The organism is Sphingobacterium sp. UBA7038 (assembly GCF_002494055.1).
GTDB classification, from domain to species: Bacteria; Bacteroidota; Bacteroidia; order Sphingobacteriales; family Sphingobacteriaceae; genus Sphingobacterium; species Sphingobacterium multivorum.
On the sequence record NZ_DLAV01000022.1, the window covers coordinates 201,588 to 220,740 of the forward strand.

Here is a 19,153-nt window from a genome sequence, read left to right on the forward strand (position 1 = left end):
ATCAAAAGCTAGAAACACTTAATAAAACATCAAATTATAAATTTATGAAGTTGGATATACTGTTTATATAATTTAATACCCGCCGCCAAGAGGGGTTTTGCTTACAAATCGCATAGTAAAGGGCATAGTATTTTGTATATTTATAGAAATAATATAAAATAATCTATGAATACACTTACCCAGATTGAAAATGCTTTAAAGGCAATAGATCAAGCAAAATTTCAAACGCTAGTAAATCACTTATTGTATTTGCAGGGAAATAATTTCATAGGTGCACCTGGTGCTGTCGTGGGCAAAGAAAAAACAAGTAAAGGGACTCCGGATTCTTTCTTTTTTGATGGCGACAAATACATATTTGTCGAGTGTACTACGCAAGAAAAAATCAGAGACGCTAAAACTTTCTGTAAGAAGCTCAGCAATGATATAGACCATTGTTTTGAAGAAGGCAAGACAGCCGTCAATAAAAAAAAGGTGGCTAAAGTAGTTTTAGCATGTAACGAGAAAATCACCGTCGAAGAGCACGGTTTGTTAGATGCCAAAGTAAAGGCATATCATGTCGAAGCTGAATTCGAGGTATTAAATATTCAGAATCTCCCAATGCTTATCTATGAGTTTCCTAAACTGGCAGAAGAGTATTTAGAGATTTCAATTTTAAAGGGAGATATTTATCCACTTGAGGATTTTCTTCTCAAAACAAAGACCGGACTGCAGCCATCACTCACCAATGAATTTATTGGCAGAGAAGAAGAAATAAAAAACGGCATTGCGGCACTAAAGAAGCACGACATCTTACTATTGTCAGGTGGTGCCGGTGTAGGAAAATCGAAATTAGCGGTAAAGATACTTGATAAGCTTTCAAAAGCAGACCACATCCCCATAGTCATTCAAAGTTCAGGTGTACCGCTGTGGGACGACTATCAGCATCTATTTTTACCGAGCAAGCAGTACATTATATTATTTGACGATGCCAACAAGTCGGTCAACAATCTAAACTACCTGCTCAGCAAACTCAGGGAGTCAAAATCGTACGCAGCAAAATTGGTCATTACGTCCCGGGACTACGTGAAAAAACAGGTATCGGCTGCCTTGGAAGACTGGTCCTATCAGGAGTTTAATATTCCTGAATTCAAGGACGCAGAAATCGAGAAAATAATTGTCTCAGCACTACCCAATCTTAAGCATTATCCTGATATCATACGAAAGATCGTTGATCTGGCCAAAGGAAATGCCAGAGTGGCCTTGATGGCAACCTATTCGGTTACTCCCGATGCGGAAACAAACTACCTGACTAGTCCAGTCCTTCTTTACGAAAAGTATTTTAAAAAGATAGCGGAAGAGATCGGAATTTTCGATGACCCATTAACCCTGAAAGCCCTTGCCATTGTTTCATTCTTTGGCGTTTTAGATAGAGATAATGAAGAACAGAAAGCTGTCCTTGAAGACAAATTTGGAATTGACTGGAATGACGTATGGTCTGCTATACTGGAACTGCATAACAGCGAAATCGTAGATGTGTATTCAAATGAAATAGTAAAAGTATCAGATCAGGTTTTGGCAACATATGCCTTCTATAAATGCTTTATCGATGACCAGACCGCAGTGATAGATTATGCAGAATGGATTTTAGCTTTTGTTGAAAAGCATTCTAACAAGATTCGCACTACACTAGTTGACGTGAATAACACCTTTACAGATCAACATATAAAAGATTTAGTATTACCTCATTTGAATAAGGTAGCTGAACGTATGGTATCGGAGGGCCAACAGTACACATTCTATAATCTTTTTTGGTTCTATAAGGGTCGTGATTGCCTGCTTTATATTAGAAAATGGATTCAGGCCCTGCCACAAGAAGAACTGCCAGCAACATTTTCCTTTAACGACGAGGCTAATGACCATGTGTATACCACCAAATACTTTGAACTTTTAACTGGTTTCTGGAATTATCCAAATGAATTGTTCAAACCTTCATTGGAATTGACATTAGCGCTGGTCAGTAAACAACCAAGTCGATTGCCCGAAGTTTTAAAGTGTCTTCACGATCGCCTCAGCTTTAAAGTTCAAGACTTGGAACATGGATACAGGAGACAACACTTGCTATTGGATGTTCTATTGGACGATAAATGGACTGATACACAAAGATCAATTGCGAACGGTATCTTTCTCAACTTATCGAAAGTCTTCTTTGGCTGGCACTTTACCGAATATGGACCAACTAAAGGACATGAATTTACGTATTACAATATCGAACTACATAAATCAGATCAGTTAATGAGCCTGAGGGCACGTATACTAGATCAGGTATACCAACTCTTTGATCCAGAAAATGAACAATGTTCTGAGCTATTATCAAAAATCGTTTTTCCAGGAGGAAAAATTGATAAAAGCATTTATGTAGATGAGTTGCCAATATATGAAAGAATTATTTCGGACAAATTAGATGAAAAACAAATCTCGCATTGCAGGTTTGTATCGGATATGTCCCAACACCTGGCAGAAGCGGACACAGTATACCCTGAAAGCTGGAACGATTTCATCAATTCTGATATAAAGAAATTGGAGCATTTTCTACGACCAGATTGGAAAGAAAGGAAAAGTAAATCTACGGAAGAACGTCAAAAAGAAAGGCTTAAGAAAATCAATGATTTTGTAAACGGAAGCGAATGGAGAGATTTAGAGCAACTGCTGATAAATGTGGATGCGCTTTACAATCAAGAGAAAATCAATAAAGGTGGTTATATAGAGCCATCCGTAACTTCTATATATCTAGCTGTAGCTCGCAAGGACAAAACGGATTTTGAAAAGGCTTTGCGCCTACACTTTAGCGGGAAAGTGAATTTCCCTATGCGTTCAATGGTTTTCCATATACCTTTACAAGAAGACGTCATAACAGGTGAAGAGCTACTTAGCATCGTACATAACTACGATTTTGAATATAGATTTTTTTGGGAATCTGTATTGATAACTTCGTTACCAGAGCAACAAATAGACGAGCGTTTTTTAAAGCTGCTTTTGGCGCTCTTTGGCAATAGAGACAAATCTGTCAAGGTCCATAGTATGCTTGACTATCATAAATACTGGACTGTGTTTGAAGAATACAAAATAGGCAACAAAGAACTGGAGCAGCATAATATAATCACTTATCTTACCAGCCTTGTACTGTCAAAAAAAGATTGGACTAGGGCAGATTTAGGTTATGATTTTTGTTCTGACTGTGTGTCCTACTTTACAAGCCATTATGAATTACTAAAGAGCGCGTACTGGGTGCAATATGTAATCGACCCTCATTTTGATGATGATGAAAAGGAACTAAAAGCAATACTTGATTTGGATAGATATTTCATTCACCATAGCTATACAAACGACATTATAGGCTTAGGATATTCAGCCAAGATAGAGCTTAGTGATATTAACACCAGCTTACTATGGGAATACCCGGAATATGAAGAATTGATCGAGAGTCTATTATTAGAGGTTTTACATAAAGAGCATTTGAGTTCTACTTACGAAGATGCCATCTTTAATTTATTTGCTCTAAAAAGGGTTGAAGACGGCAAGATAGAGAAAGTGAAGTCTCTCATTTCCGATTTGACCCGTAAGCATGCACACAACGACAAAATACTGTTAATACTGATACGGATGGTTTATAACAATTATAGCGATTGGATAATACCTTATTACAAGGAGTTTCTTTTATTACGTAAGGAGATTGAAATTACCAGAAATATTAGCTTTAGCAGAAGCTGTAACTATACATTAAGCAGGGTCCATCTTTACCAGGATAGAATAAACTTTTACCGGGAAATTATAAATATGATCAATACTCTCCCCGACCTGCTCGACTACACTGAACATATAGATCACTTTGAACAACTGATAGCATGGGAAAAAGAAGCTATCAAAAAGGAGGTTAAAGTAGACTTTATGAGTGAGTATTATTGATAATATGACAAATCCAAATAGTAAGTTTTGAACCGAGAAATAATAAGCTACATAAAACAAATAACAATATTTTGGAGCAGATAGAAAAAATTATAGGCAACCTCATCAATAGCAAAAAAGAGGGAAACTATTGGGATTTTAAGGAAATTCCTCACAATAATAATGCAGATCTATTACATGACATATTATGTCTCGCAAATGCAAAACATAAAGGAGACAGATTTTTAATTTTGGGGGTCTCCGACCCCAGCTCTGGAGCAAACATAGTTGGCCTGACCACTGGTATGGTTGATCGCAAGACCCAACAACAGTTTATTGACTTTCTGAATCGCAAAGATTTTGGAGGTGGCATTAAGCCAGATATTAGCTTACATACCTTGACCATCGACAAGAAGCAAATTGATGTATTACAGATAACCAATCATCCTTATAAGCCATACTATCTCACATCTACCTATACAATTGGTAGAAGAAACGTTAGAGCTAATCATATTTATACCCGTATCGGTGACACCAATACGCCAATTGATTCTTCAGCTGATCTACTGCATATAGAGCATATGTGGCGTGAGAGATTTCATCTTGACGTTCATCCCAAAGAAAAAATGCTGCATCTTCTTTCAGATCCTAGTGAATGGACAATGGATTTGGGTAATTCCGAATATGCATACAACAACAACCATCCAGAATATAAAATAGAATTTTCGCAACCCAAGAAAGTTGAGTCTGCTGAGGCTTATTGCTATTTCTACCCAAATCCCGTAGCATATCTGGGTACGGCAAAATTCTATTATCAATCGACCCTGTTGCTCGAACAAGAATACATGACCTGTGATGAAATGCGAAGACACCTTCCGGTTCCTCAAGTAGCCTATGTATCTAAAAACGGAATTGAAGGTTGGTATTATTATTTTACCAAGAACGCTATAAGCGGTCTCTTTTTAAAGTTCTTGACTAGAGGCACGTATTCATTTTCGTCAGGACGAGGATCAGAACCACCGTTCCTGATTTTCAAAGATGAAATGGAATCCAAAGCATTTGAAGATCATGTTAACCAACACCTGGATGATATTATTAAGCTCATTCCAACAACCTTCGCAAAAATGGCTAAGCGTGAAAAAGAAAATGCTAATGATACCACACCAATTGATCCAATCTTTATGGATCAGATACACCAATATTACGCTAGCTTCCAGTCTGGAAAAATATAAAAACCAAATCTGTTATATGGGATCTCCTAAGCATCAACATTTTATTCCAAAATCATTCCTGAAGCAGTTTGCTCTTAAGAATGAAAGAGACAAATACCTTATTGATACTCTAATGCGAGGGGATGCAAAAATTACGACCCTAACTACGACACAGGTATGTGTCCAAAAAAATATCTATACCTTCCCTGAGGGTGTCGAAGGTGATCGCTTCGCTTTAGAAAAGCGTTATGCAGTTGAAGTCGATGCTGTCTATCCAGAGGTATATGCGCTACTTTCTGATCCAACCATTCATAAACTTACTCTTGAACAGAAATCGAAAATCCTGAATACAGTATTAAGCCTTTACTTTAGGACACCTTTTTTCCTTAATGAGAAAAATGAAAGACTGGATGTCAGATTTGATAGATTCTCCAACCTTTTGAATAATAATAAAGAGCAACTGATCTACAATCATGATAACGGAACAAGTTATACGTTGACTAAAGAAAATATCGAGGATGTGAGAGCGATGCTAAAAATTGAAAACAAGATAAAATTTTTAGAAGAGCATTTGGAGCAATGGAAATCTTTTGTAGAACACAAAATGGTCTGTGGAATGGAAGTAATCGAAGTTTCTGACGAGGTTCCTTTAATATCCTCAGACAATCCAGTACTAATACTAGGAAGTGACGGCAGGCCTAATTACCAGGATATCTTCCATCCTGATAACATTATTGAGGTAGCTATCGATCCCAAAAAATATTTAATAATCTATCCTAACGCTGTATCTGAGGAAGAATCGCTGGATTTGAAAAGGGGAAGTCGTGATAAATATTTCGCGGCAGGAGTAAATCTGCGTACAGAAGAGACATCGGATGGACGAGTTTTGGGGTATCCAGGCGATGTACATAAACACTTTGAATCTCAGCAGAAACTCGGAGAGGATTCAGAAGAGAATATTGACCATTATTCAAAATTCATTAGACAAACAATGCTACTGGATGACCTCATGAAGACAGTAACAAAATCTGGTGGAACAATGCTTTCAAAGGCTGTCATTGAGAAAGTACGCGAGCTTTTTCACTCTGGCGAATTGGAAGGTTCAGAGCCTTTCGAGAAGATTTTGAAAATGTATAAAGATATAGGTATCAATATTTGATGTGTCTGACAACAATAGATGGCTGACGCCTTTAGTACCTGCATTGCCGTGTTAGAAAGAACAATAACATCGCCCTTTCTTCAGTATACCAGTGGGAAAATCTCTGGTCAAAATTTCTACTATATTCTGATTATTCTTAAGTATGAGATGCCTTTCAACTTGCAGCGATATGTTTAAAGATCAGTTGCGGTAATCTTCATTAAATTAATAATCAAATTTTCAGTTTATATCCATCAATGGTGGGCACCTTCAAATGACCAATCTCGAAGATTTTTTTGCTCAGATTGGAACGTCTTTAGATTGTCTAATGACACAAAATATTCGGAAATAGATACGATTTCTAGCTCTTTATCTGCATTCACAAATTAATTTCAATACGGTTTCCCGCATTTCAAACTTTATAGTGTTGGTATATTTGTTCACTGGATAGCAGGTAAATCTCTCAACAGTATAAAGCATAATGCGGATAGGTTTTTGATATTGTCATTATGAAAAACGAGGAACATTTGCCATCTTTAGGTTTAAGCCACTATAATTAACAGAAATATGGAAATTACCCCCTCGACTCTAAATAAAATCAACGAATCGTTAAGCGGTCTACTTCAGCGCAGAATTGGTGGGTCAGTGAATATAAAAGGCATACACTACCAAGTCCTATATGGTTGTTATATCCTTCTAAAGGAGCTATCAGACAGTACAAACATACGCACTGTAACATTAGAAGGGATTGAAGATATTGATCTGAATTGTTCTAAGATATATGCTAATGACAGTGTTTATATCCAGCTCAAATCCTCTGTCAATAAAATGGATGCAGGTTCATTCTGGACTATGGGCGTTCTACAAAATTTTATCGACGCTTATCTAATAAGCTCTCAAAGTAGATTTAAATTGGTTTACAATATGCATATTGCGAATGGTAACCTATCTACACTTATCAACCGAAAGGAAAAGGCTGTTGTACCAAATTTCTGGATTGAGAAAATTAAGACTTATAATGCCAATGTTGATTGTAACGATTTTTTCAGCAAGGTGTCCTTTGAATTTCAACCTTTAAATGACCTATACGCAAAGATCCAGGCTATTTTAATCAAGGATTGGAACATTAACATCGGTACTGAGCTACAGTTCCTAAGATCAATTTTTTATCATATTCTCATCTGGTCGAAAGAGCGAAAGAAAATCACTTATCTCGACTTAAATGCAGTTATACAAGAAGTAAAAGATTCTTACTCTAAAGCGCACACAAATGAGGCAGTAAAAAATAACTGGATCATAAAAGTAGATTATGATTCAAAACATAACTATAAAGCAGAGGATTATTATGATGGAAAAGCTGCAAGACCGCAACATATCGCCTTAGGGTTACCTGTGAAAAGAAAAGTGTGGCAAAAGCAGATCATCGGAAATGTAAGCAGCTCGGATGTAGTGCTTATTAAATCGTCAAGTGGCCAAGGCAAATCGACACTGGCTTGGCAAACTGGATTCCAATTATGTACTGCATTTACTGTATATCAAATTAATAACTGCAAAAGCTCAGCCGAAGTAAATTCTATTGCAGAGTTTATCGAATCTAGAATTTTGATTGGTGAAATACTATTGGTTATTATTGATGGCCTTACAACCGCTGTCGAGGCCTGGCCTGAGGTTGTCAGAAGGACTATGGACACAACTGCTAAGTTCATAATTACCTCACGTGAGGAAGATTGGCATCGCTATGGTGCAGATATCTCCAGGATTAATATTTCTATTGTTGATATTTACCTGAGCTTTAAAGAAGCTGGAGATATCTATGAACAACTTAAAAGAAAAGGAAAAATATATCCAGGAATTAAGGAATGGCAACCTTTATGGGAACGAGTCAGCCAAAAAGGTCTTCTGATCGAATTTACATTCCTTCTTACGCAGGGTCAAATGATTGAGGAGAGATTAAGCTACCAGTTAAACGCTCTCCACAATACAAAGTCTTCGGGAGCTAAATTGGAAATTTTACGGATGGCAACTCTTGCGGATTGTCTATCCATCCGGTTAAAAACATCAGTATTACTGAAATATGTGAAAGACGAGATTGGATTCGATCAGGATCGTGACTTTATTATCAGCGAGCTTGAAAAAGAGTATTTAATAAACTTTGATAGCCAATATATTGAAGGCCTTCATCCTATAAGATCTGGCCATATGAAAAATCTGCTGCATAAAAATATCCCCATTGAGATGTCACTCATCAATCTATTTAAATTGATCGATAGCGATAGTAGAAGACATGATTTTTTTATCAATGCCCCCGATCTCTTAACCAAAGATAATAAACAGCAATACTATGACGGGATAGCAGAGCTGCTATACGAAGGTAAATACTCTGACATGGTGTATGCGCTTGACGGCATTATGCATAGTGAACCAAGGAGATACTGGTCGGAAAATCGGGCTGTTTTTGATGAAGCATACAGCTTGGGCGGTATCGAGATTTTTTCATTGGGTACAGTTCCTTTCAGTAAAATTGACTCCTTAGAACAATTTGCAAATTTAAACTGGGATAAAGCTGCAACATTCAGACGTTTTATAGAATTAAAACAAAAGCTTCCTACCTACAGTTTTGAAAATACAGAAGTATTTCTATTTGCTAAAGTCCTACAAGCTAAATTAAATCAACGGAAAACCCTGCCTGAATCGTATGAGGGGCTTGAATTTCTAATACGCTGGTTCAATGCTTTAAATATAAACACCACCTTTCCATCTGTAAGCCAATCAATTACCATATCAAATATTGTTGAATTACCCCTAAATGAAGCTAAAGAGTTAATGCTTTATTTTCGGATCAGTGATCTTCCGACATATCAGAAATTTATAGAAATTAACCGAAATGTACTTATAAGTTACCTGAAGTATCATACAGGGTCGTTAACCATTGAAGAAGCTGATGGAAATGTTCAAATGAACTATGTGCTCGCAGATAACGAGCTGGATAGGATAAATGAATTAAGTATGTATCGGATAAATTTAATGCATGCATTTTTCCCCTATTTCAATCTCTATTCAACCGAAGCTATACTGCTTCCGTTTCCATCGGAAGAAATAATTGCTGTTACACGTAATGCGTCAATTAAAAAGCTGTCCTCTGAGGCAATAGGTGATACATTTAACCAGCACTTAAATAAGCTTTGGACAGTAGCTATTACTAGGAACTATGAAGAAGGATCGGCATACGCTTGGCAAAACAGCATCCTCAATGTTCGTCAGTTAGGGATAGACTGGGCGAAAAATTCGATCACATTCGTAGACTCTCTTTTAGAAGGTAATTTAGAAAAACGAAAAAAATCTGCTTCGACTATAGACCAAAGAAAGAAGGAGCTGGCTAATGCGCTAGCGCTGAGAAAAGCCTATCCAAGCTATGAGAGGAAGTACTTTGAACCCAAAGACTTTGCAGATGAACAGGCCACCATTGACAGCTGGCTCGACTCTCTCGCTAAGTTTAACAGTCAATTGTTGAATATATTTTTGCCAGAAGATGAACAAGCAAGACATGTTGCTTTAATAAATCTAAAAGCGCTTTACTTGGATCTCCAAAAAATGCAGCAGGCCTTTGCTCAAATGGAACATAAGACGATAGCCTATTTTGATTCAGGGAGCCTTTGCATTGATGAAAATACAACATATAAGCGTATGTATACAAGTGTTCTTTACTATGTCTCTCATCTCCCACTGGAATTGACTGGCCTAGTCCATGTAGGACGTGTAGCTGTGGAAGATTGGTGGAAAACTGAAGAGTCGAAACTGATAAGACATGTAGACAGGATACTAAAAAAAGTCGAACAGTCAACGACTTATAGGTTTATCACATCCAACTCTTCTATCGAGACAAGCACTTTAACCTATTACACATTTGGTGTTGAAAATATAGACCTAGCGGATGCAGATGTAATTCTATCATTGTCTTCAGCCCTATCTGGTTTAAAAGAAGCTGCCTGCGACTTTTTTACTATAATCAGCGTAAAAAATAGTACGGCGACTGGAGCTGTTAGGTTCAGAAGAGATTTTTTTTCAGCACTATCATCCTATATAAGTGGTGACCCAAACATTTCACTAAAGGGATTATTTCCTCTGCCGGTCGCGTTGAGCGCTGAAATCTTATCTACACTACCTGATATAAGTATGCCGGATATTCCCAATGCAACCAAAAAGATGGAAATGCAAGTGAAGATATTGATTGAACTATGGCAGTTGTCAGAACATCGCATCCGTCTCAATAAAAAATCTGAAATTGAAGAAAAATGGCTTGAAGAGGCAGAGTATGAATATGCTGCAAAGATCCAAAACTCATTGTCTGAAATTACGGATGCTAATACTTCATTTACTCATTTTTTATCGGAAGGTCTCAGAAGAGAAATGACTTATTCCAAAGCTCAGATTCTGGCTGCTTTGCACGAATGCTTACAGATAAAATAGTGTTGGCTCAGCTGACTGACAGCTATAAACTAATTTAATATTTATAAATACAAATATATAGTTCCAAAATTACAAGTTAAGCTCAAATATATTTTGGACTCCCCTAATCGATAAACTTAAAAAAATATGTTCTCAGAAATTGTTGACTGGGTTGAACAAAAGCCCCATTTCTGGCAAATTGCCATAGAAAGACTCATTCGTAATAATACACTCACGAGAAGTGATTTGGATGAGATAAAAAATGTATGTAAAACAGAAAACGGATTACTCAACGTATCGTATACGCCTGTAGATTTTGTCTCATTACGGTCATTTATTGCAGCTTCTACCACAAGTTCCAATATCACATTATCCAAGATTCATAGCATACAAAACATTAATGCCTTATCTGGCGGTGCAAGTTTAGAATTTTCAGACACAGGATTATCAGTTGTATATGGAGATAACGGTTCCGGAAAATCAAGTTATACATCTATACTGAAACATGTTTGTAATACCAGAGGGAGCAAACCGCAAATTAATCCAAACCTTTATAATTCATCAGGCTCTTCAATAGCCAGCCAAGCCCTGGTTGAATATTTGGATAGTAGTGGAACTAGCAAGACTATTTCGTTAGTAAATGGTTCGGTCAGTGATGGCGCGTTAAAAAAGATTAGTGTGTTTGATTCTTTCAGTGCACAGCATTACATTGCTGGAGAAGATGAGATTGCATTTATACCTAGCGGCCTCGCTTTGATTGAAAAATTTGCGTTATGTCTGAAAACAATTGAAGAAGAATTAGAGGTAGAAAGCATTTCATTGGCTGGCGGAAAATTCGATGTCCAATTGTTGCATATCGAAGATAACACCAAGGCCAAGGTGTTTATAGATGGGCTAAACCATTCCACCACGCGGGCTCAAATTTGGAGTGCATGTTATTGGGATGCTACCAAAGAACAGAGAAAAAAAGATCTTTCATCTGCAATTTTAGCTTTGATGGCAACAGATCCTTTAACGGCTATTTTGAACAACACCGCGAAGATAAATCGCCTTAAAGTTCTAAAAAACAAGTTTAAATCACTTGAAACAAACCTGTTAACTCCTGAGGCAGTAGATCAAATTGCAACAGTTTTAAGCGACTATAAAACTACAGCAGAAGCATTAAGAATATCTTCTGAGGACGCATTTTCTAACTTACCAATGAACAAAGTTGGAGGTGATACCTGGAAACAATTATGGGAGAGTGCTCGTAAATTCTACAATGAAAGCAAAAATTCGGAAGTTTTTCCTGAAACGGAAGTTGAAAGTAATTGTCCCCTATGTTTACAGACATTGAATGCTGAAGCAAAAGGTAGATTCAAATCTTTTGAAGAATTCATTAAACTTGATACCCAACAACTTTTCGATAGTGCTGATCAGCTATATAATGCTCAGATTAAATCTTTGGAAGACCTTAATTTCGATTTTGCGAGTTTCGAACCAACAATAGCTGAACTCGAATCAGATGACCCAGACTTTAGACGCAAGAATGTGACCTATATTTCCGAACTAGAAAGAGTTCGGAATTTACATTTAAAGAATCTTCGTGAGAAATCGGACCCGTTAATGCCGATACCTGAATTGACAGAAAACTCAAAGGAATTTATAGAAAGTATAATAGCTCAGCTGGAGACAGAAAACGTGCGATTGCAATCTTTATCCATAGCAGATGAATTGCAGCCGCTAGAAGATGAGTTCAGAGAACTGAATAATACGGAAAAACTTCGTGCATCATATTCTAGAATAGGAAGAGAAGTCTTTCGTCTGAAAAAGGCAAAAATGCTTGCAACTTGTAAAGGTCAGTGCCATACTAGAACTTCTACGTCGCTGAGTAATCAGCTCGCCTCTTCTTACGTAACTCAGACATTGCAAAGCAAATTTCAGGACGAACTTCGGGTACTTGGATTTAAAAACATTAAAGTTGAAGCCGGCACCAAAGGCGTAAAAGGAAAGCAATACCATTTTCTAAAACTTAACGAGCCCCATGCCGTTAATATGCCTCTAAAAGATATTTTAAGTGAAGGAGAACATAGATGCATCGCCCTTGCCACGTTTTTATCCGAATTGACATTATCTGATCACTCCAGTGCAATAATTTTTGACGACCCTGTTTCTTCGCTTGATCACAAGTGGAGAAATAAAATTGCACATCGCATTGTTGAAGAATCTAAAATTAGACAGGTCATTGTCTTTACACATGACATCTCATTTCTCCTGATGCTACAGGAACATGGCGAAAGAAGCAGCGTTAATATAGAAGTGAAGAGCCTTACAAGAAAGATACAAGAAACTGGTATTGTTGCCACTAATCCCCCATGGGATACTTTGCCTGTAAAAACAAGGATTGGTATACTAAAGACGGACCAAGTAAAAGTTAGTCAGATAGAGAAAAGCGAAACTGATGAAGCGTATAGAGCAGCAGTACAACCACTTTATGGAAAACTGCGAGAGACATGGGAAAGGGCGATAGAGGAAGTTGTGTTGCATGAAGTGATAAAGAGATTTGGACGTGAAATCCAAACAAAACGACTTTCAAAAGTTATCGATCTGACTCAGGCCGATTACGATATCATTGATATTAATATGTCAAAATGTTCTACCTGTTTTTTAGGGCATGATAGTGCAGGAGCATTGAATGAACAAATCCCTGACGCCGCAGAATTTTTGGCTGATATAAAAGTTTTGGAGGATTTTATAAAAGCAATTAGGACTAGAAGGCAATAATCATATGACGACAATAATGCATTTTAAATTAGGTTAAAAATTTAGATGAAAAGCTAAAATGGCATGATGAACTGAAGATGTTACTTGTGTTGACCGTGATATAAACAGAGTGTGGATTACAACATTCCTCGTAAAAAGCATCTGCCATTTTTAGTATATTTAAACATTTAAAGCTATTTATATTACTGCTCCCTGATGACAAAAAAGAAAGCCACAGTTGATGACACAAAAAAAAGGAAAGTAACGGACGCTCCTGAATCCAATGCCGGAGACGATTTTCACGTTCTATGGGCTGTTCGGAAATCAGTCGAGCTCATAAATTTGGATGATGATGGCCTGAAAGCGTTGACACTGGAAGGCACGATTATTAATGATGCAACGGATATTGACCCTGATGGAGATAAGATGCTTGGTGTAGACCTTGGTGAGTATTTTGGTGGAGAGGATTTTGAAAGCGCCAACAAGGTTGTTTTTTCACAGCTAAAATACAGTACCCGGCACAGTAATACTCCCTGGAGTATCGCTTCAATCTGCCAGGGTAAAAAGCATAAGTATACTGGTTCAATCATTCATCGCTTAGCTGAAATTTACAGTGGCTACGAATGCAAGTTCGACAGAAATATCGTACTTGACAAATTAACCCTTAAATTGATCAGCAACAGGCCATTCGTAGAGTCATCTGCTGAAGTGATAGAAAAAACTCAAAATATACTTTCTCTACATCCCAACAAATTCAGCTTCGCAAAGCTCAAGGCTCTAATCGATGCAAAAATGCATGACGCCCTAGACAAACTTCTAGCAGCTTCCTCGCTACCATCTGGCAAGTTTACTGACTTTTTAAGACTGTTGGACTTTTCGGAATGTGGTGTGGCATCGCGATCTGTTTTGAAAGAAGAAATCATTCTATCTATTTCAAGAGTTAATGGTATTGAGAGCGCAAGAAATTATGACAGTTTGCACGTCAAGATCTGGAATAAGATGATGCCTGAAAACCGCATAAAAAACAAATTAACGATCATAGATATCCTTAAGACATTTAACTTTAGTGCGGTAGAAAAATTACTTCCTGTCCCGGCAAAATTTGATTACGACAATGTCTTAGTACCTCGCAAACAATCAGAAAATATTATCGATGCCATTTTTGATTCAGAAAATAGCCCGATATGCCTCCATGCAGGTGCAGGTATGGGGAAAAGTACCATAGTGAGGTTAATAGAGCAAAATTTGCCTAGGGACTGTGTAAGCATTGTCTTTGACTGCTATGGGGCCGGCTCTTATATGGATGTAGTGGATAAGCGCCATAAAGCGGATTGGGCCTTGATGCAAATTTGTAATGAACTCGCTATCAAAACTGGCTCACCTTTTATGTTGCTTCCTCCAGGTCAACCAATTGAAGTTTTCTTTCGCGAATTTCTTGATCGCTTAAAGATCGCGAGCGAAATTGTAAGAAATGTCCAGCCTAATGCTAGAGTTGTTATCATAATAGACGCGGCCGACAATAGCATCACGGCTGCCGAACATTCTTCTGAATCCTCTTTTGTCGAAGAAATAGTTAAAATGGCATTGCCCCCAGGTTGTACACTATTATTAACGACTCGAACACATCGCCTAGGAAGTTTACACCTACCCGTGAGACACCGATCTATAGAACTGGAGCCATTTACTCAAGAGGAAACTCAAAAACGGCTGACAGCTATTTTTCCTGAAGCAAATTCCAATCAAATTAAACAATTTCACGATCTCACAAGAGGAATTCCAAGAGTGCAAACCTACGCCTTGGCTAATCAAGAAGCTGGCTTAGATAAACTACTTGAACCATTAAAGCCTGATGGAAAAACAGTTGATGATCTAATAAGCGTAAACTTAGATTTCGTCAGTTCCAAACTTGGCAATAGGGAATTGATGGAAACGGTATTTCGATACATGATCTTGTTACCTAGGCCTTTTCCATTAACTCTGCTATGCGAATTAGCGGCTGCCAAAGAAACGGTGATTAAGGATTTAGTGATAGATACCGCGCAGGGAGTCGTACTAAAGGATGGCGCGCTAATGTTTACCGATGAGGACTTCGAAGCTTATTTAAGACAGCACTATCCTTCAAACTACTCCGATCTTGAAAACATAGCATCTATTTTGCTTGCTCAAGCGGATAGAGAGGAATATGCGAGCAAACATATTGGAAACTTTCTACTATTAACCGAGCGTTATGAAGAATTAAAGAGTATTGTCTTTAATAAAAAGTATCTAGTAGTTCCTAAAGATCCTGTCATACTAAAAGAAATTGCTATCGATCGGACACGCCAGGCAATGAAGCTTTCGTTGAGAGAGAAGAAAATAGTTGATTTCTTAAAATTACAAATTTTAGCGGCTGAGGCTGCCAAGACTGATGACACTCTAACAGAAACGTTACTTTCTAATGCAGACTTAACAGCAATGTATGGAGATCGAAATACTGTAGAAAATCTATATTTCAAATCGGATCGTTTGACTTGGTATGGACCAGTGCACTATCGTTGTGCTGCTGTATATGCAAGAAATACTGGTACAATAAATGAAGCTAAAGCTCATTTAAAAACAGCACACTCTTGGTTAGATTGGCGTACTCGTGAGCCTTGGAAAGAACGCGAGTTTTATCAAATAGATATAATTGATTTAGCATTTGCCACCGAAGCCATTTGCCGTTTGGAGAATGTAAAGGAAGCAATGAACTGGCTTTGGAGACGTTTTTACCATAAGATGGATATTGTTGCACAGCTACTCCTAAAAAATAGTCTCGATTATGGTACTATCAATGAAGTTGATGAAGCTGTTAGTAGTTTTCAATGGAAATTACCAGCCAGGTTGAACATTATATCTGCATACTTTACTGCTGGTGTAAAGGTCCCTTTTGATACCTTCAATTTGGGAAACGAACTAGATGATGCTTTTAATGGAAGGCATTTACTAAATTTCAGCACTAAACAAAAGGTAATTCATATTGCGGAATATCTAGCGGTACATGGTGAAGAAAACAGTGAGATTCTCAAACTCCTTCAATACTCGACAATTAGCCCTCTCAATAGTTTTCCACGTTTTTATCGGTCAAACTTCAGAAATGACAAAGAGTTTGCCCATTTGGATATGCTTTTCCGATCCAAAGCATTGTTTAGCGCTGTACATGATACGACATTAACCATTGAACAGTTATACCCAAAAAGATTTAAGAAGACTGATGACAGGAACCTTAGCATGTCAGAATCCACGAAGGAGGAAAAAGAACGGTTAGATAATCTCTTCGGAGCAGTGTTGCCTTTCTATTCCCTCAGGGCAAAATTCCTCGCACAGAAGATCGATGAGAAAACATTTCTTGATGAAATTGAGGCTCATAGTAGATTATTGCACCGTAATTACAGTTTATATGCATATAATCGGGAATTACCACACTTTAATGTGTATTATGGAGAAGTCTTTAGCGACATTGCCATTTATATTGAAGACAAAAATCGCTATATCAAATTACTAAAAGACTGTTTTTGTACAAAAGATAACCATATTTCTCTACTTCTGGGAATAGCTAACAATATTTCACGATGTAAAACTGCCCATATTTCAACTTTAGCATTGTTAAAGGAAGCAGATGACCTGATTTACGATGCACAGACCGACGCCAGTGGTAAGATAAGTGACTTCTTGACCTGTGTTAGAATTGGCGGAAAAATTGATCACTCTGTTGGCCAAGCATATTTTAAGAAAATGGTTGAAACCGTATCCGAAATGGATATTGAAGGCTTTGACCAGATCAAGTTCATTGCACAACTCTCTAGTTCTTCAAACGGTATTTATCCAGAAACTGCCTACATGTTCACCCGTTTTGTTGAGTATGCGCACAGCCGTCTAAAAAACTGGGATAACTTTCCCTGGGAAGAAGCGATTGATGGATCAGCTCACCTGGATCCAAAAGGTACAATTGCACTGGTTTGCCGATGGGACCATCTACGCTTCATTAAATTAAAATATTCTATTGTACCGGCGATAGAGCAGGCATTTAACAGAAAGATGATTGAACCAGAAATGGCAGGTGCTTTATTATATGTAAATAGCTCTTATGGCAATAATTTCGTTAGGCACTGTAATCAGTTATTGGAAGCGCTAGTAACAAAAAAATCCGTTTTTGTCGATGCAATCGCAACCGAGATATTTCAATTGATTCGTTATGACTGTCCAAATTACCGCAGGCCAGAAATGGTCAAAGTATTACGTTCGAAGCTCCAAGAAGGCAGTATCTTAATCGCAGATATTGATATATTTTTATCATTCTATGAAAAAAAAGACAAAACATGTCAAATTCAGCCGATATCCAACAATGAGCAGAGAATCAATCTACCCCAAAACCTCAACCCCAACGATTCTGCAGCCATCAAATCCTTTCTAAAAGACTCCGCTGGCGAATATCGCAGTGCAGAGAAAAAGCTTGAGGCAATTCGGGAAATCTGTAGCGTCTCGCAATATCTGGGTTTCTTGAACATTATCTTGGAACTTGACGATGAAGATCTCCACTATTATGGACGCCAACAGCTTTTGAATAGTACGCTGGCACTTTGGCAAGATCACCCAGCACTCAATGATTGGAAAAAGGAAAAATTTGAACAATTTTTCATCAAAATATTCCCTAATTATCTGTCGCATAACGACATATTTAACCATCCTAGTCTAATAGAAGCTGCAAAGATTTTTGGGGCGGATGAAATGCAACTAGCTGAGGTAATCAAAAGAATACTCCCAGCTTATATTGACACACTCAGCTAAACCTTTGTCAAAATAATAGTGCGCCTTTGTTGAGTCAATTACTGGAAATTTCTGTTCCTTTGGATCAAAAGGTCCACCGTAAGCATCATGTTTCGCGTCAAATTCAAAACCTCTTTTATACATATCCAAACCCCAAAAAAGTAAGTTGTCGGCTGTCATTGGAATTTCATTTGTCTCGCCGTTTAGTTCCCACAATTTTCCGTATTTCTTAACTTCTTGAACAGTGTATGGATAGTGTACCTTGATAGATTCTCCAAGCTTTTGTAAGTTCTCACTTTTATCTGAGATAAAAGTAAAGTCCATTTTTGTTAAGCAGTTGTCTTTAAGACCACTCTTTACCATACTATTAAAAACGTCTTCGACAGAAATCATTTCTTTGGCAAATCCGCCAACAAAATTGTCCCACGTGAAGAATGTCTGTTCCATTTTCTTTTGTCCGTAGGATATTAAGGTTGTTAATAAAAGTAATAGTGTCAATATCTTATTTCTCATTCGTGGTGTCAGTTTTTAAATCGACTAATAAAGCTGTTCGCTTAGCAATCTGATATGTCCTTCAATTTTTTTGATTGATATAGTGATCATCTTTATAACTATTAAAATCAACATAAATGCTACTGTTATTAGTTACTATTATGGCATTATACTTTTCAATCGGGCAAGGTTAATACCCGAGCCTAATATACATTATTTATGCTGAATTAATAGGTCTACAGCTATTAACTTTCAAGGTTAATACAAACTGTAATGCGAAGGTATTGGTTTGAAAGTAGGATTGGTTACAGGAATCCTTAGGCTCTAGGCATTCAACCCTTATTTAGTATGCAATGTTGTGGCGATATTGGACCAAATAATCTATGATGTGCATAGAATGGAAGGAGCAAATAGTATG

Annotated in this window: 7 protein-coding genes; 6 read left to right on the top strand and 1 reads right to left on the bottom strand. The window is 37.4% G+C overall.

The window, feature by feature from the left end; genetic code table 11:
• The first annotated feature begins 165 nt into the window (after nt 1-165).
• The 6 genes from B3H30_RS15545 (at nt 166) to B3H30_RS15570 (ending at nt 18,264) form a co-directional block, all read left to right on the top strand.
• Nucleotides 166-3,942: a hypothetical protein gene (locus B3H30_RS15545; RefSeq protein ID WP_286834577.1), complete on the top strand. Its 3,777-nt coding sequence runs from the start codon at nt 166-168 to the stop codon at nt 3,940-3,942.
• A 71-nt stretch (nt 3,943-4,013) separates the two neighbouring features.
• Nucleotides 4,014-5,153, top strand: coding sequence for an ATP-binding protein (locus tag B3H30_RS15550; protein WP_167450469.1), 1,140 nt, complete (start codon nt 4,014-4,016; stop codon nt 5,151-5,153).
• Nucleotides 5,074-6,291: a DUF4238 domain-containing protein gene (locus B3H30_RS15555; RefSeq protein WP_286775239.1), complete on the top strand. Its 1,218-nt coding sequence runs from the start codon at nt 5,074-5,076 to the stop codon at nt 6,289-6,291. Before B3H30_RS15550 ends, B3H30_RS15555 begins: the two co-directional genes overlap by 80 nt.
• Before the next feature lie 546 nt (nt 6,292-6,837).
• Nucleotides 6,838-10,737, top strand: coding sequence for a hypothetical protein (locus B3H30_RS15560; RefSeq protein WP_286834579.1), 3,900 nt, complete (start codon nt 6,838-6,840; stop codon nt 10,735-10,737).
• A gap of 126 nt (nt 10,738-10,863) precedes the next feature.
• A complete protein-coding gene (locus B3H30_RS15565; protein WP_115049155.1) occupies nt 10,864-13,479 on the top strand; it encodes an AAA family ATPase in 2,616 nt (871 codons plus the stop codon).
• A 195-nt stretch (nt 13,480-13,674) separates the two neighbouring features.
• On the top strand, nt 13,675-18,264 hold the full coding sequence (locus B3H30_RS15570; protein ID WP_115049157.1) for an NACHT domain-containing protein: 4,590 nt from the start codon (nt 13,675-13,677) through the stop codon (nt 18,262-18,264).
• On the opposite strand, the gene B3H30_RS15575 is transcribed toward B3H30_RS15570, so the two are convergent.
• On the bottom strand, nt 18,211-18,756 hold the full coding sequence (locus B3H30_RS15575) for a hypothetical protein (RefSeq protein ID WP_115049159.1): 546 nt from the start codon (nt 18,754-18,756) through the stop codon (nt 18,211-18,213). The two genes, B3H30_RS15570 and B3H30_RS15575, sit on opposite strands and share 54 nt — an antisense overlap.
• Between the last annotated feature and the right edge of the window lie 397 nt (nt 18,757-19,153).

Bases quoted from the DNA above. Each gene is read 5' to 3' on its own strand.
- B3H30_RS15545 (WP_286834577.1), top strand. From the start codon at position 166: ATGAATACACTTACCCAGATTGAAAATGCTTTAAAGGCAATAGATCAA.
- B3H30_RS15555 (WP_286775239.1), top strand. From the start codon at position 5,074: ATGATACCACACCAATTGATCCAATCTTTATGGATCAGATACACCAAT.
- B3H30_RS15560 (WP_286834579.1), top strand. From the start codon at position 6,838: ATGGAAATTACCCCCTCGACTCTAAATAAAATCAACGAATCGTTAAGC.
- B3H30_RS15565 (WP_115049155.1), top strand. From the start codon at position 10,864: ATGTTCTCAGAAATTGTTGACTGGGTTGAACAAAAGCCCCATTTCTGG.
- B3H30_RS15570 (WP_115049157.1), top strand. From the start codon at position 13,675: ATGACAAAAAAGAAAGCCACAGTTGATGACACAAAAAAAAGGAAAGTA.
- B3H30_RS15575 (WP_115049159.1), bottom strand. From the start codon at position 18,756: ATGAGAAATAAGATATTGACACTATTACTTTTATTAACAACCTTAATA.